The organism is Actinoplanes sp. G11-F43, assembly GCF_050589265.1.
In the GTDB taxonomy this organism is placed as follows: Bacteria; Actinomycetota; Actinomycetes; order Mycobacteriales; family Micromonosporaceae; genus Actinoplanes.
This window is the reverse complement of record NZ_JBNZCE010000005.1, coordinates 381,547-395,157: the sequence shown is the minus strand read 5'-3', so window position 1 is coordinate 395,157 and position 13,611 is coordinate 381,547. Positions and strand designations below refer to the sequence as shown.

The 13,611-nt window shown below is 70.0% G+C and carries 14 protein-coding genes and 1 pseudogene; 7 read left to right on the top strand and 8 right to left on the bottom strand.

All coding sequences use genetic code 11. The features are described 5' to 3' along the window. Positions 1 to 106 precede the first annotated feature (106 nt). Complete coding sequence (locus ACQ0O7_RS06990) at positions 107 to 385, bottom strand: hypothetical protein (protein WP_430780922.1); 279 nt, start codon at positions 383 to 385, stop codon at positions 107 to 109. 121 nt (positions 386 to 506) lie between these two features. Next, positions 507 to 2,651: an ATP-dependent DNA helicase UvrD2 gene (locus ACQ0O7_RS06985; RefSeq protein ID WP_430780921.1), complete on the bottom strand. Its 2,145-nt coding sequence runs from the start codon at positions 2,649 to 2,651 to the stop codon at positions 507 to 509. Positions 2,652 to 2,734: 83 nt separating this feature from the next. Between ACQ0O7_RS06985 and ACQ0O7_RS06980 the strand changes: the two genes are divergently transcribed. Then, complete coding sequence (locus tag ACQ0O7_RS06980; protein WP_430780920.1) at positions 2,735 to 2,977, top strand: mycoredoxin; 243 nt, start codon at positions 2,735 to 2,737, stop codon at positions 2,975 to 2,977. 44 nt (positions 2,978 to 3,021) lie between these two features. Here the strand turns inward: ACQ0O7_RS06980 and ACQ0O7_RS06975 are convergent, their stop codons facing one another. Genes ACQ0O7_RS06975 through ACQ0O7_RS06960 form a run of 4 tightly spaced genes read right to left on the bottom strand, consistent with a single transcriptional unit; the run spans position 3,022 to position 7,507 of the window. Next, positions 3,022 to 3,903, bottom strand: a complete 882-nt coding sequence (locus ACQ0O7_RS06975) for a phytanoyl-CoA dioxygenase family protein (protein WP_430780919.1) — start codon at positions 3,901 to 3,903, stop codon at positions 3,022 to 3,024. A gap of 57 nt (positions 3,904 to 3,960) precedes the next feature. Then, positions 3,961 to 4,887, bottom strand: a complete 927-nt coding sequence (nudC, locus tag ACQ0O7_RS06970; protein ID WP_430780918.1) for an NAD(+) diphosphatase — start codon at positions 4,885 to 4,887, stop codon at positions 3,961 to 3,963. Further along, positions 4,884 to 6,203 (bottom strand): M16 family metallopeptidase, encoded by a 1,320-nt coding sequence (locus ACQ0O7_RS06965; RefSeq protein WP_430780917.1) that lies wholly within the window; start codon positions 6,201 to 6,203, stop codon positions 4,884 to 4,886. Before ACQ0O7_RS06965 ends, nudC begins: the two co-directional genes overlap by 4 nt. Then, positions 6,200 to 7,507, bottom strand: a complete 1,308-nt coding sequence (locus ACQ0O7_RS06960; RefSeq protein WP_430780916.1) for a M16 family metallopeptidase — start codon at positions 7,505 to 7,507, stop codon at positions 6,200 to 6,202. Before ACQ0O7_RS06960 ends, ACQ0O7_RS06965 begins: the two co-directional genes overlap by 4 nt. Before the next feature lie 244 nt (positions 7,508 to 7,751). Between ACQ0O7_RS06960 and ACQ0O7_RS06955 the strand changes: the two are divergent. From ACQ0O7_RS06955 to ACQ0O7_RS06940, 4 genes and pseudogenes are all read left to right on the top strand, one after another. Further along, positions 7,752 to 8,162, top strand: a pseudogene (locus tag ACQ0O7_RS06955) (RrF2 family transcriptional regulator); the annotation flags it as partial. A 13-nt stretch (positions 8,163 to 8,175) separates the two neighbouring features. Next, positions 8,176 to 9,252 (top strand): ABC transporter substrate-binding protein, encoded by a 1,077-nt coding sequence (locus ACQ0O7_RS06950; protein ID WP_430780915.1) that lies wholly within the window; start codon positions 8,176 to 8,178, stop codon positions 9,250 to 9,252. 27 nt (positions 9,253 to 9,279) lie between these two features. After that, positions 9,280 to 10,029 (top strand): ABC transporter ATP-binding protein, encoded by a 750-nt coding sequence (locus ACQ0O7_RS06945; RefSeq protein ID WP_430780914.1) that lies wholly within the window; start codon positions 9,280 to 9,282, stop codon positions 10,027 to 10,029. Then, positions 10,019 to 10,891 (top strand): ABC transporter permease, encoded by an 873-nt coding sequence (locus ACQ0O7_RS06940; RefSeq protein ID WP_430780912.1) that lies wholly within the window; start codon positions 10,019 to 10,021, stop codon positions 10,889 to 10,891. The genes ACQ0O7_RS06945 and ACQ0O7_RS06940 overlap by 11 nt, the downstream gene beginning before the upstream one ends. A gap of 1 nt (position 10,892) precedes the next feature. Here ACQ0O7_RS06940 and ACQ0O7_RS06935 read toward each other — a convergent pair whose 3' ends face one another. Then, on the bottom strand, positions 10,893 to 11,780 hold the full coding sequence (locus tag ACQ0O7_RS06935) for a hypothetical protein (protein WP_430780911.1): 888 nt from the start codon (positions 11,778 to 11,780) through the stop codon (positions 10,893 to 10,895). A 96-nt stretch (positions 11,781 to 11,876) separates the two neighbouring features. On the opposite strand from ACQ0O7_RS06935, the gene ACQ0O7_RS06930 reads away from it, so the two are divergent. After that, positions 11,877 to 12,599: a lysophospholipid acyltransferase family protein gene (locus tag ACQ0O7_RS06930; protein WP_430780910.1), complete on the top strand. Its 723-nt coding sequence runs from the start codon at positions 11,877 to 11,879 to the stop codon at positions 12,597 to 12,599. 126 nt (positions 12,600 to 12,725) lie between these two features. Here the strand turns inward: ACQ0O7_RS06930 and cspE are convergent, their stop codons facing one another. Then, on the bottom strand, positions 12,726 to 12,929 hold the full coding sequence (cspE, locus tag ACQ0O7_RS06925; RefSeq protein ID WP_043533476.1) for a transcription antiterminator/RNA stability regulator CspE: 204 nt from the start codon (positions 12,927 to 12,929) through the stop codon (positions 12,726 to 12,728). Between the two features lie 224 nt (positions 12,930 to 13,153). Between cspE and ACQ0O7_RS06920 the strand changes: the two genes are divergently transcribed. Further along, the gene (locus tag ACQ0O7_RS06920) at positions 13,154 to 13,558 is read left to right on the top strand and encodes a pilus assembly protein CpaE (protein ID WP_430780909.1); all 405 of its coding nucleotides are present in this window, start codon (positions 13,154 to 13,156) and stop codon (positions 13,556 to 13,558) included. Positions 13,559 to 13,611: the final 53 nt, after the last annotated feature.

Sequence of the window (13,611 nt, the reverse complement as noted above, 5' to 3'; positions counted from 1 at the left end):
GATCGTTTTTGGGGCTATCGACCGGCCTGGTTAGGCCGGAAAAACATTTGAGGCCGCGGATCCCTTTACGGGTTCCGCGGCCTCGAGGTGAGCCGGTGGTCTGTGGTCAGACCGGCCTTCCTCGAGGCGGGGCGCCGCTGGCACCGTCCGTGTAACGCTTGCTGGAGGCGCTGCCATTGAGCCCAGTGGTGCCCTTGTTTCCGTCGAACATCAGGACCGCTTTGCCCAGCTCGGCCTGGATCTGGACCTGGTGCTCCCGGGAAACCGGGGCCTGCTCCACAGCCAGCACAGCCACGGGTGCGGCGGTGATGGGCAGCGAGACAGCCAGAGGCCAGGCAGCAGTCGGTAGCGTCGACGGTCGCGCCATCATGATGTTGAGCTCCATGTCTGCCACCTCCTCCAAAACCTGCACTCGTAGTTCTCCGGAACCCGGGCGAACTGCTGCTCGCCAAGGTGTGTCCTGAGGCTATGCCTGCCCTACAGGAGAGGGCAAACGAATTAACGGACTAGTTTTCAAAGTTTTTCTCTACAAGATCATCAGGGCTCGCTCCGGCCACCAGAGCGAACACCGCGTCCCCGTACTGCCCCAGCTTGCGGGACCCGATCCCGGCTATCGCGAGCAGTTGCGCCGGGTCACTCGGACGGCGTTCCGCCATCGCCACCAGGGTCGCGTCGGTGAACACGACGAATGCAGGCACTTTGAGACCGGCCGCGACGTTCGCCCGCCACACCTGCAGACGCTCGTAGAGGTCCTCGTCGAGGTCCGAGGGACAGGTCGGGCAGCGGCCCAGTTTGCGGTCCGCGCCGGCCAGCAGAGTGGCGCCGCAGATCCGGCAGAGCGACACCTGGACACGGCGACGGTCGGGTTTCCGACTGCGATCGGCGACCGCGGGCGATGATGACGACGCGGACGATCCCTGCAGCTGTGGCAGAAAACGGCACGGCCGACGGGCCCGTCCTCCCGAGGAGCGGGATTGCCCGTACGAAAGCCAGAGCAGTTGACGTGCTCTCGTCACCCCGACATAGAGCAGCCGTCGCTCCTCCTCGAGCTGCTCGGCGGTCTTGGCGTAGGTCGTCGGCAGGGTGCCGTCGGCCAGCCCGACCAGGAAGACCGCGTCCCACTCCAGCCCCTTGGCCGAGTGCAGGGAGGCCAGAGTGACCCCGGCCACCGTCGGCGCGTGCTGCTGCTCGGCACGGCGGGCGAGTTCGTCGTTGAAGGCGGACAGGGTGATCTCCCGTTGCACCTGCCCGGCCTCGCCGATGGGCAGGATCTCGGGGCTGGCGGCGTACTCCTCGGCCAGCGTGACCAGGGCGGCCAGCGCCTCCCACTGCTCCCGGGCGGCACCGCCGGGCGGGGGCTGATGCCGGTTCCAGCCGCGGGCGGCGAGCGCCTCCACCACCGCCTCGGGCAGGGGCGTCTCGCCGGGGATGGAGCGGACCGCGGCCCGGAGCGCGACCATCGCCTGCCGCACCTCGGCACGCTCGAAGAATCGCTCGCCCCCGCGGACCACGTAGGGCACCTCGGCCTCGGCCAGGGCCTCCTCGTACGTCTCGGACTGCGCGTTGGTCCGGAACAGCACCGCGATCTCGTTGGCCGGGGTGCCCGCCGCGATCAGCTCACGGCACCGCCGGGCCACCGCCGACGCCTCACCCAGCTCGTCCGGGAAGATCTTCAGTTCCGGTTCCGGCCCGGGGTCCCGCTGGCCGACCAGCTCCAGGCGGAGTTTGGCCTCGGTGCCGCGGGCCTGCTTGATCACCGCGTTGGCGAGCCCGACCACCTGCGGCGTCGAGCGGTAGTCGCGGACCAGCCGGACCACCACGGCGCCACGCCGCTGGCGCGGGAAGTCGATCAGGTACGCCGACGTCGCGCCGGTGAACGAGTAGATCGTCTGGCTGGCGTCACCGACCACGGTGATGTCGTCCCGGCCGCCCAGCCAGGAGTCCAGCAGCCGCTGCTGGAGCGGGTTGACGTCCTGGTACTCGTCGACGACGAAGTGCCGGTACTGGGCGCGGATCTGGTCGGCGACGTCCGGATGCTCCTCGATGCCCCAGACCGCGGCACGCAGCAGATCCTCGAAGTCGATCACGCCCTGCCGGCGTTTCAGCGACTCGTAGGCGGCGAACACCTCGGCGACCCGGGCCGGCTCGTACGGCGGCTCGCGCAGTGCCTTGGCCGCGGCCACCACGTACTCCCCCGGTTCGACAAGCGACGACTTGGCCCACTCGATCTCACCGGCGAGGTCACGGGCGGCGGCCCGGTCGGTACGGACCCCGGCGCGGGCGGCGGCCAGCCCGACCACCCGGATCTTGCTCTCCATCAGCTCCGGCATCTGCCGGCCCTGCAGCAGCCGGGGCGCGAAGTAGCGCACCTGCCGCAGCGCGGCGGCGTGGAAGGTCCGGGCCTGCACGGCGCCGGTGCCGAGGGCGGTGAGCCGGGCCCGCATCTCGGCGGCGGCCCGCGCGGTGAACGTCACCGCGAGCACGTGCCGGGGGCTGATCTCGCCGGACAGCGTCCGGTAGGCGATCCGGTGCGTGACCGCCCGGGTCTTTCCCGTCCCGGCGCCGGCCAGGACGCACACCGGCCCGGCCGGCGCGGTCACCGCCGTCCGCTGCTCCGGGTCGAGTCCGGCCAGCACCCCTTCAGTCCGCACGGTAGGGAATCATGACACCCCCGGAGGGCGTTGTGCTTGTCAGCCGCACCACCGTGTGACCTGTATCGAAGGAGCCCTGACCGATGCTGACCATGTTCTCGACGACCTGGTGTGGGTACTGTCACCGCCTGAAGTCGCAACTCGACCGCGAGGGCATCGCCTACGAGGTCGTCGACATCGAGCAGGACGAGACCTCGGCCGAATTCGTCCGGAGCGTCAACGGTGGCAACCAGACCGTGCCGACCCTGAAGTTCTCGGACGGCTCGGCGCTGACGAACCCGTCGATCGTCCAGGTCAAGGAGCACCTCGCCGCCATCGCGGCCTGATGCCTGAAAAGGGCGGCCCGTGACGGGCCGCCCTTTTTCATGACTTACGGGATCAGCGCCGGGATGCTCGAGTCGAGCAGGCCGCGCTCCTTGAGAGCGCCGTACAACGGCGTGGTCTCCGGGTAGTGACCCCACTGGTGGTCACCGTCGCCCTTGCCGAAGCCGCCGAGCAGCTGCTTCTGGACCTCGCTGAAACCGTCCCACTCGGGCCGGTTCGGCAGGTCGGCCACCTCGTCGCGGATGGCGATCCAGCGCGGGGTGTAGCCGAAGAAGGCGCCGACACGGGTGATGTCGGAGAAGTTGTCCGACCGCGCGTGCCAGATGCGGCGGTCGAAGACCACCAGGTCACCGGGGTTCGCGGTGATCTGGGTCGCGCCCTCCGGCTGCGGCCACGGGACGCCGCGGCTCGGCGGGCCGGGCAGCCAGTTGGTCTTGTGGCTGCCGGGGAGGACGGTGAAGTTGCCGCGCCCGGTCTCGCTCACGTCGGAGAACCAGTAGGCCAGCTTGACCGACATCATCGGCCGCGGGTCGGTCTCGATCTCCCGGTTCTGCCGGCCACCGTCCTGGTGCCAGTGCCACCAGTCCTTCGGCTTCTCGTGGATCTTCGGGTGCACGTCGATGTGCGAGTGGTAGACGTGGATGTTCCAGCCCAGCAGCGACCAGATGTATTTGAACGCCTTCGGGTGGTCCAGCAGGAACGCCAGCTCCGGCACCCCGGCGATCGGGGAGAGTTGGTGCAGAGCCCCCGTGGCTCCGAGCTTTCCGTCTCGTTTGCCCTTCTCGTACGCCCCGAGAATCGCGGCCCGGCCGACCTCGATCTCGCTCTCACTCAGCACCGACGGCACGACGATGTAGCCGTCGCGGTCGAACGCCTCCCGCTCCTGTGCGGACATGGGCGTCCACGCCGGCGCCTCCACCTGGGTCATCGGGTCCCCTCTCGTCTTTGAAGTGAAGACGCGACGACCCCTCGGATCGGTTGCTCCCTAACCGGAAAAATTTTCTGGATCTTCGAGGAGCCACTTCTCGATCAGGTACGAAGCGATCGAGGAACCCATCGGAAGAGTCCGCGGATCCTCCCCTGAGATCATCTTGGCGACGGTCTCGCGGGAGAACCAGTGCGCCTCGTCGATCTCCTCGGGTTCCAGCCGCAGCGGCTGCTCCGGGTCGGCGACACCGAAGAAACCCAACATCAACGAGCCTGGGTACGGCCATGACTGGCTGCCCTCGTACCGGATCGCGGAGAGGTGGACGCCCACCTCCTCGTGGACCTCCCGGGCGACCGCGGCCTCCGCCGACTCGCCGGCCTCGACGAAGCCGGCCAGGCAGGAGAACCGCCGATTGCCGTCCGGGGTGGCCGGCCAGGCGGCGTTGTGCCCGAGCAGGCAGCGGCCGGCCGGCCCGGACACCCCGTCGTGCACCAGGATGATCATCGCCGGGTCGGTCCGGGGCCACATCATGACGCCGTCCTCGTCGACCCGCGCCCAGCCGGCCTCGACGGGCAGGGTCGGCTTGCCGGTCCGCGGCGAGAACCGGTGCGACAGGTGCCAGTTGCCCAGGGCCACCGCCGTGGTCAGCACGCCGGTGTCCCGGGCGTCGAGCAGGTGCCCGACCTCGCGCAGCGCCGACCCGCCGTCGAGCCGGGCGTCGACCGCCCAGATCGGGGTGCCGTCCGGGTCGACGCCGAGGAACCAGCGGTCACCGTCCGGCGCGTCGGCCGGCGGCACCAGGACCAGTGCGGCGCCGCCGTCCGGACGGTCGGTGACCAGGGCGCGGCCGCCGCGGGCCAGGTCCACGAGCAGGACCCGGCCGCGGTCCCAGGCGGCGGCGAGCCAGACCTCGTCCTTGCGGTGTTCGGCCGCGCGGTCGAGGGTGGTGCGGGCGAGCGGCGGGGCGCTCGGGTGGTTCGTCACGCTGAGTCGCGCTCCACGGCTGTCAGGGCGGTGAGGGAGTCCGCGATCTTCTCGGCGTCGCCGAGGACCACGGTCACCGCACGGGATGGGGCGAGGTGTTTCGCGGCGGCCGCGGCGACCTGCTCACGGGTGGCCGCGGCGAGGGCCGCCGAGTGCTCCCGCAGATGGTCGAGGCGGAGGCCGAAACCGGCGTACATGCTGGCCAGGCCGGCCAGCCCGGCCTGCGTGGACATGCCCAGCCGGAGGGTGCCGAGGGCGTACCGCCGGGCCTGTTCCAGCTCGTCCTCGCCGGGCGGGAGGCTGGCGATCCGGCCCAGCTCGTACTGCGTCTCCAGCAGTGACGGGCCGGTCACCTCGGTGGCCACCTCGGTGGCGGCGACCAGGGCCGAACCGGCCACGTAGTGGTCGATCGACGAGTACGACCCGTAGGTGTAGCCCTTGTCCTCGCGGATGTTCTCCGTCCAGCGGGACGAGAAGTAGCCGCCGAAGACCAGGTTGGCCAGGCTGAGCGCGGCGTAGTCGGGGTCGGTGCGGACCACCGCGGGCAGCGCGATCCGCAGCGACGACTGCACCGAGCCGGGCCGGTCGACGAGCAGCAGCGGGCCGGGCTCCAGCGCCGGGGTGGGCGGGAGGCTGCCGTCCGGTCCGCTGCCGGTCCAGCCGCCGAGGGCCTTCTCCGCGGTGTCGATGGCCTGGTCCGGGTCGATGTCGCCGACCAGCACCAGGACCGCTCCGCGCGGCCGGACCCGGGCGGCGTGCAACTCGCGCAGCGCCTCCGGCTCGATGTCGCGGACCTGATCGGGGGCGGGGGTCTGCACCGCGTAGGGGTGCGGCCCGTACATCCGCTTGAGCAGTGCCACCCGGGCCAGGTGGGCCGGCTGGCTCAGGGCGACCTGGATGTGGTCGGTCAGCCGTTCCCGCTCGACCGACACCTCCTCGCCCGGGTAGGTGGCGCCGGTGAGCACCGCGGCGAGCAGTTCGAGTGTCCGGTCCAGGCCGTCGGCGAGCGCGTTGCCGCTGATCAGCAGGCGGTCCGGGTCGAGGCCGGCGCCCAGGCTGCCGCCGACCGCCTGCAGCTCGGCGGCGATGTCGATGCTGGTCATGCCGTCGGTGCCGGTGAACAGGGCCTGGGAGAGCAGGGTGGCCGGGGCGAGCGGGGCCCGGCCGAACGGGATCCGCAGCCGGACCTCGACCAGCGGCACCGCGGACCGGCGGATGGCGATCACGGTGAGCCCGGTGGAGAGGGTGCGCTCGCGCTCCACCGGCAGGTTCAGCTCGGTGGCCGGCACCAGGTCCGGGAGGGTCTTGACGGTCACGCTGCTCCTCCGGGGATGACTTCGACGCTGGCGCGGCTCTCCGGCCGCAGGGTGGCCGCGGCGGCGGCGATCTGCTCGCCGGTGACCTCGCTGATCAGGCGCGGCAGGTCGTTGAGCAGTCCGGGCCGGCCGCGCTGGAGTTCCAGGACGGCCATCGGCTGGGCCCGGCCGAGCACCCCGTCGGTCTCCTGCAGCAGGTTGGTGGCCATCCGGGCCTGGGTGCGGTCCAGCTCGCCGGGCTTGACCCCGCCGGTGGCCAGCCGGTCCAGTTCCTCGTCGATGGTGCGCAGCACCTTGTCGGCGTCGCCGCCGGGCGGCAGGTGGGCCTGGAGCAGGAACGCGGTCGGGTTGCGGACCTGGAACTCGTCGCCCATGAAGCCGAGGTAGCCGCCGATCGTGGTGGCCGCGCGGTCCCGCTGGACCAGGCGTTCCACCAGCCGGGAGGCGTCGCCGTCGGTGAGCACCTCGGCGAGCACGGCGAAGGGCAGGTAGGCCTCGAACGCGCCGATCGGGTCCGGCACCCGCCAGGCGGCGGCGATCGCCGGCAGCGGGGCGATGCGATCGGTGTACGACTCCCGGCGCTCGCCGGTCAGTCCCGGCTCGTCGAAGTCGGGCAGCACCGGGGCGGGCCGGGCCGGGACGTCGCCGAAGTGCCGCTCGATCATGGCGGTGGCCTCGGCCACGTCGAAGTCGCCGGTGACCGAGAGCACGGCGTTGCCACAGGCGTAGTACCTGTCGAAGAACTCCTGCGCGTCCTGGACGGTGGCGCTCTCCAGGTCGGCGAAGGAGCCGTAGCCGTCGTGCGCGTTGGCGAACGTCTCGAACATCACCGGCGGGAGCTTGAGCCAGGGGAACCCGCCGTACGGCCGGTTCAGCACGTTGACCCGGATCTCCTCCTTGACCACGTCGACCTGGTTGCGCAGGTTCTCCTCGGTCAGGCGGGGGCCGCGCATCCGGTCGGCCTCGAGGAAGAGGGCGCGCTCCAGTCCACCGGAGGGCAGCACCTCGTAGTAGTCGGTGTAGTCCAGGTGGGTGGAGCCGTTGAAGCTGCCACCGGCGCCCTGCACATGCCGGAAGTGCGCGAGCTTCTCCAGGTTCGCCGAGCCCTGGAACATCAGGTGCTCGAAGAGGTGGGCGAAGCCGGTCCGGCCTTCCGGTTCGCTGCGGATGCCGACGTCGTAGACGACGGCCACACCGACGACCGGGGCGCTGCGATCCGGGGACAGGACCACACGCAGACCGTTGCCGAGAGTCAGCCGCTCGACCGGGTATTTCGTCGCGGGGATCTTGATTTTGGGCGCCACGGTACGAATCTAGCCGACGCGATTGCGTAGTCGAGTGGCGACGGCGAGTAAATACGTCGATATCTGCCGCGAGTGTCATCCCGGTCACCCGGGGGACTGATCCAGCGATCGATACGCCCCGAATGATGTCCGATGCCGGAATCCCGCCCGACGACCAGGGTTGACGCACCAAACCCATATGGTCCAGTATTCCCATCCAACAGATAGGGAAAGCGAAGAATCGGGGAAGGGGTAGCGCGTCGAGTACGTCTCGGCTCGCACGGACTTCGCCGTACGCGCGATGCTCGCGGTCACCGCGGAGCATCCCCGCCTGGTCAAGGCCGCCGGGCTGGCGGCCGCCCAGGAGATCCCGCTGAGCTTTCTGCAGGGGATCCTGCTCGATCTGCGCCGCGCCGGGCTGCTGCACAGCCATCGCGGTGTGGACGGCGGGTACGCCCTGGCCCGCCCGGCCGAGGAGATCACCGTCGGCGATGTCGTCCGCGCCGTCGGGGGCGCCCTCACCACCGTCCGCGGGCTGCCCACGTCCACGGCGACCTATCACGGTGCGGCGACGGCGCTGCACGACGTGTGGGTGGCCGTCGAGGCGGCCATCGAGGGCGTGGTCGACCACCAGACCCTGGCCGAACTCTCCCAACACTCGATTCGAAGAAATTGATCTAGGAGTGAGCATGAGCTCCCGCACCCTCCGTGCGCTCGCCCTTGCCTCGGCCGCCGTGGTGGCCACTACCGCCCTGGCCGCTTGCGGATCCGACGACGAGACCACCACCGCCGCCGCGGGTGGTGGCACCGCCGAGGCCACCGCCCTCAAGCTCGGCTACTTCCCCAACATCACCCACGCGCCCGCGCTGGTCGGCGTACACAACAAGATCTTCGAAGAGAAGCTGGGCACCGGCACCAAGCTGGAGGCGACCACCTTCAACGCCGGCCCGGCCGCGATCGAGGCGCTGCTCTCCGGCGCGATCGACGCCACCTACATCGGCCCGAACCCGGCGATCAACGGCTGGTCCAAGTCCAAGGGCGAGGCGCTGAAGATCATCGCCGGCAGCACCTCGGGCGGCGCCGGCCTGGTCGTCAAGGAGGGCATCAACTCCCCGGCCGACCTCAAGGGCAAGAAGATCGCCACCCCGCAGCTGGGCAACACCCAGGACGTCGCGCTGCGCGCCTGGCTGAAGGAGAACGGCCTGAACGCCGACACCTCCGGCGGCGGCGACGTCTCGATCCTGCCGCAGGACAACGCGACCGCGGTGCAGGCCTTCACCCAGGGCAGCATCGACGGCGCGTGGGTGCCGGAGCCCAACTACAGCAAGCTGATCCTGGAGTCGAAGGCCAAGGTGCTCGTCGACGAGAAGACGCTGTGGCCGAACCAGGAGTTCGTCACCACCCACCTGATCGTCAGCCAGAAGTTCCTCAAGGAGTACCCGGGCACGGTCAAGAAGCTGCTCGAAGGCCACATCGCGTCGGTCGAGTACATCGCCGGCAACAACGCCGAGGCGCAGACCGCGGCGAACGCGCAGATCGAGTCGCTGTCCGGCAAGCCGCTGAACGGCGAGATCCTCAAGGCCGCCTTCGCGAACCTGAAGTTCACCTACGACCCGATCGCCTCCTCGCTCTTCACCAGCGCGAAGAACGCCGAGACGGTCGGCCTGCTGGACCCGGTCGACCTCAAGGGCATCTACGACCTCTCGCTGCTGAACGAGCTGCTGAAGGCGAACGGTCAGCCCGAGGTCAGCGACGGCGCCGCCTGATACGCACGGATCGATAGGAGGGCGAGCATGAGCACCGCTGTGGTCCGGATCGACGACGTCAGCAAGCAGTACGGTTCGGGGAGCAACGCTCTGCTCGCCCTGGACCACATCTCCCTGGAGGTCGGCAAGGGCGAGTTCGTCTGCCTCCTGGGCGCCTCCGGCTGCGGCAAGAGCACCCTGCTCTCGCTGGTGGCCGGCCTCGACAAGATCTCCAGCGGCACCCTGGACATCGGCGGACGGCACGTCGCGCTGATGTTCCAGGAGGCCGCGCTCTTCCCCTGGCTCTCGGTGGCGGCCAACGTCGAGCTGCCGCTGAAACTGCAGGGGGTGGGCCGCGCCGAGCGCAAGAAGCGGGCCCAGGAGCTGCTGGAGATCGTCCGGCTGGGCGGTTTCGGCGGCAAGCGGCCGCACGAGCTGTCCGGCGGCATGCGGCAGCGGGTCGCGCTGGCCCGGGCCCTGGCCCAGAACGCCGACGTGCTGCTGATGGACGAGCCGTTCGGCGCGCTCGACGCGATGACCCGCGACATCCTGCACGACGAGCTGGAGCGGATCTGGCGCGAGCAGGAGCTCACCGTCCTCTTCGTGACCCACAACGTCCGCGAGGCGGTCCGGCTCGGCGACCGGGTGGTCCTGCTGAGCAGCCGCCCCGGCCGGGTCATCGAGGACTTCAAGATCGACCACGCGCGTCCCCGGCGCATCGACTCCCCCGAGGTCTCCGGCCAGGCCGCCGAGATCACCGACCGGCTCCGCGCGGAGGTCGCCCGTCATGCCCACTGAAGTCGCCGCCGACAACCGCGCGGCCAGCGAGGTCAGCGGCCTCGACGCGCTCGAACTCGGCCCCAAGAAGGAGAAGGGCCGGATCGGCCGGCGGATCTGGGCCGCCACCTGGCCGAAACTGCTCGCCATCGCCATCGTCGTCGGGATCTGGCAGCTGGTCTTCCTCTCCGAGTGGCGGCCGGTCTACGTCCTCCCGCCACCCGCCGACGTCTTCGCCGAACTCGGCACGCTGATCACCGAGCCGAGGTTCTGGGACGGCGTCCGCCTGACCATGACCCGGGCCATCACCGGGTTCGCCCTGGCGGTGGCGATCGGCACCCTGATCGGCGCGCTGGTCTCCCAGTTCAAGCCGCTGCGCGCGGCCATCGGCTCACTGATCACCGGCCTGCAGACGATGCCGTCGATCATGTGGTTCCCGCTGGCCATCCTGCTCTTCCAGCTCGGTGAGGAGGCGATCCTCTTCGTGGTCGTCCTCGGCGCCGCGCCGTCGGTGGCCAACGGCCTGATCAGCGGCATCGACTACGTGCCGCGGACCTGGCTGCGGGTGGGCCAGGTGATGGGCATGACCGGCATCGCGAAATACCGGCACCTGATCCTGCCGGCCTCGCTGCCGTCCTTCGTCTCCGGTCTCAAACAGGGCTGGGCGTTCTCCTGGCGCAGCCTGATGGCCGGCGAGCTGCTGGTGATCGTGCCGGGCACGGTGTCGATCGGCGTCCGGATGCAGACCGCCCGCGACCTGAACGACGCGGTGTCGGTGCTCGCCTACATCATCGTGGTGCTGGTCATCGGCATCCTGGTCGACCAGCTGTTCAACGGCGCCGACCGGGCGCTGCGCAAGCGCTGGGGCCTGACCGCGAGCTGACTCACAGCGGCCGGACCGACTCCAGGACCTCGTGCACCACGTCGTCGTACTGCCGATGGGTGCCGGGGATGGACACGTACAACACGGCCGCCGTGGGTCTTCCGACGTCGACGACCGCCACTCCGGAGAACTCCGAGGTGGCGGTCAGCCCCGGCTCGTCGAAGCTGAGCCGGAACTCGCTCACCCAGGCCGGCCGCCCACCCAGCGTGGTCACCTCGTCGCGCAGCACCTCCAGCTGGTTGGGCTGCGGGTAGTACTCGGCGCGCACGTCCGCCGACACCTGCCGGCCGATGCACTCCAGATCGAGGGTGAACGCGTCGTTGTCGGCCGCCGGGACCGCCGCCGACAGGATCGAGGCGTGATAGGTGCCGCCCGCGTACACCTCGGTCACGAAATGCTGGCCGACCCGGTAGGGGACCTGCAGGGTGCCCGCGTTCCACACCGTGGTCCACGGCTCCCAGGGCGCGCCGTACTCCCGGTAGGAGATGCCCGCGGCCTCGTCCACCGTGCGCTCCCCGGTCGCCGGCGCCGGCACACTCGGCGACGGGGCCGGGACGTCGCCCGGCGGGACACTCGGCGCCGGGCAGGCCTGCGCCAGCGGGGGCCGCAGATCGGCCGGGCCGGCCGCCTTCTCCCCGAACGGGTCGCCGTCCCCACCGAGGATCACGATCAGCAGCACGGTCAGCCCGGCCGCCACGATCCCCCCGGCGATCCCACCGAAGATCTTCAACTGCCGCCGGCGTCGCTCCGGTCCATCCGGGCGGGGCGGATCCGGGTCCGGCGGCGGATCCGGCGATTGCTGCGGTACGCCGAACGAGCCGACCATCCCCGACGACCAGTCGCCACCCGGTCGCTCCCAGGACGAGGTGTACGGGTTCGGTACGGACATGCCACCCAGTGAACACCACCGGCACCGCCACCGCTGTCACGCCCGTCTCGTCCGGTGACCCGCGCTGTTCCCAGGAAGTCCGGCTATCGTGCTGCCATGGAACTGGTGTATCCCCCGGTAGTCGCCTTGGCCAAGACGGTGATGTTCCGAGTTCTCGACAACAAGGTCACGGTCGAGGGCGCGGAGCACATCCCGGCGAGCGGCGGGGCGGTGCTGGCCAGCAACCACGCGAGCTACCTCGACTTCATCTACTGCGGCTTCGGCGCCCAGCCGGCCAGACGGCTGGTCCGCTTCATGGCGAAGAAGCAGGTCTTCGACCACCGGATCAGTGGTCCGCTGATGCGGGGCATGCGGCACATCCCGGTGGACCGCAAGGCCGGCACCGCCGCGTTCCGGCACGCCATCGACTCGCTGCGGGCCGGCGAGATCGTCGGCGTCTTCCCGGAGGCGACGATCAGCGAGTCGTTCACGGTGAAGGGTCTCAAGTCGGGCGCCGCCCGGATGGCCCTGGAGGCGGGCGTCCCGCTGATCCCGATGGCGGTCTGGGGCCCGCACCGGCTGTGGACCAAGGGCCGGAAGAAGGAGCTGACCAAGCGGCACGTGCCGGTCATCATCAAGATCGGTGCGCCGGTCGCGGTCGCGCCGGACGCCACCCCGGAGACGGTCACCGCCACCCTGAAGGAGCGGCTGACCGTGCTGCTCGACGAGGTTCAGCGGGCCTACCCGGACAAACCCTCCGGCCCGGACGACACCTGGTGGCTGCCCGCGCACCTGGGTGGCACGGCCCCGCTGCCGCCCAGCCCCGCCAGCACCATCTGACCGTTACCAATCATCTTTTGAACGGCCTCGGCTTCTGAACGGCATCGGCGCCGCACCCCGAAGGGGTACGGCGCCGAGCTTTCACACACTGCCGGCCGCACAGGACGGCCGAAGATCAGATGTGAATCAGATGACCTGGATGTTGGCGGCCTGCGGGCCCTTCTGGCCCTGGGTCACCTCGAACTCCACCCGCTGGTTCTCCTCCAGGGCCCGGTAGCCGGACATCTGGATCGCGGAGAAGTGGGCGAAGACGTCGGCGCCGCCGTCGTCCGGGGTGATGAACCCGAAGCCCTTGTCAGCGTTGAACCACTTCACAACACCGGTAACCATGCTCGTCTCCTCGACGATCGATCATTCCCGACCATTATGGACGGGAACGAGGTAATAAGACCCGCGTTCTGTGGGTCTCGTGCTGCCGTACTGATCGCCCGCACCGGACAAGCCCGGGTTACGACAAAGAGCGCCTGGGGCAGACTTCCCCACAGGCGCTCCTGAGTACTTGGGAACCAAACTGACAACGCTGGGAAGCCTAGCACGGTAAAGGAGGCCGCGAAGTGCTCGGAGTACAAGTGGCGCAGCAGCTCAAAGACGCCGGACTGGACTGGAAGCCCCAGGTGGGCGACCGTTTCGCCATCCCGGACCGGGACCTGGACGACGAGATGTTCGTACTCAGCGACATGACGATCCAGGTGCACGATCTCCCGGAAGGCCTGATCATCGGCTTCAACGGCACCACCGAGTGGGCTCTCGACGACGTCGATCTCGCCGAGGCGCTGTGGCTGCCCCGCGAGGACCAGCTGCGGGAGCTGCTCGGCGGCACGTTCCGGTCACTGCGACCGCACGACGACGACTATTCGGTACGCACGGAGCTGCTCGGTCACGAGCACGAGTTCACCGCGCGGTCCGCCGAGGACGCGTACGCCGCCGCCCTCCTGCACCTGCTCGCCGCCACCCGCTGACCGCCGCGGCCCCTCGCCCGGCCCGGCCGCAGCGGCCTCTCATCCGCCACCAC

Bases quoted from the DNA above. Each gene is read 5' to 3' on its own strand.
- ACQ0O7_RS06990 (WP_430780922.1), bottom strand. From the start codon at position 385: ATGGAGCTCAACATCATGATGGCGCGACCGTCGACGCTACCGACTGCT.
- ACQ0O7_RS06980 (WP_430780920.1), top strand. From the start codon at position 2,735: ATGCTGACCATGTTCTCGACGACCTGGTGTGGGTACTGTCACCGCCTG.
- ACQ0O7_RS06975 (WP_430780919.1), bottom strand. From the start codon at position 3,903: ATGACCCAGGTGGAGGCGCCGGCGTGGACGCCCATGTCCGCACAGGAG.
- ACQ0O7_RS06950 (WP_430780915.1), top strand. From the start codon at position 8,176: ATGAGCTCCCGCACCCTCCGTGCGCTCGCCCTTGCCTCGGCCGCCGTG.
- ACQ0O7_RS06945 (WP_430780914.1), top strand. From the start codon at position 9,280: ATGAGCACCGCTGTGGTCCGGATCGACGACGTCAGCAAGCAGTACGGT.
- ACQ0O7_RS06940 (WP_430780912.1), top strand. From the start codon at position 10,019: ATGCCCACTGAAGTCGCCGCCGACAACCGCGCGGCCAGCGAGGTCAGC.
- ACQ0O7_RS06935 (WP_430780911.1), bottom strand. From the start codon at position 11,780: ATGTCCGTACCGAACCCGTACACCTCGTCCTGGGAGCGACCGGGTGGC.
- ACQ0O7_RS06930 (WP_430780910.1), top strand. From the start codon at position 11,877: ATGGAACTGGTGTATCCCCCGGTAGTCGCCTTGGCCAAGACGGTGATG.
- cspE (WP_043533476.1), bottom strand. From the start codon at position 12,929: ATGGTTACCGGTGTTGTGAAGTGGTTCAACGCTGACAAGGGCTTCGGG.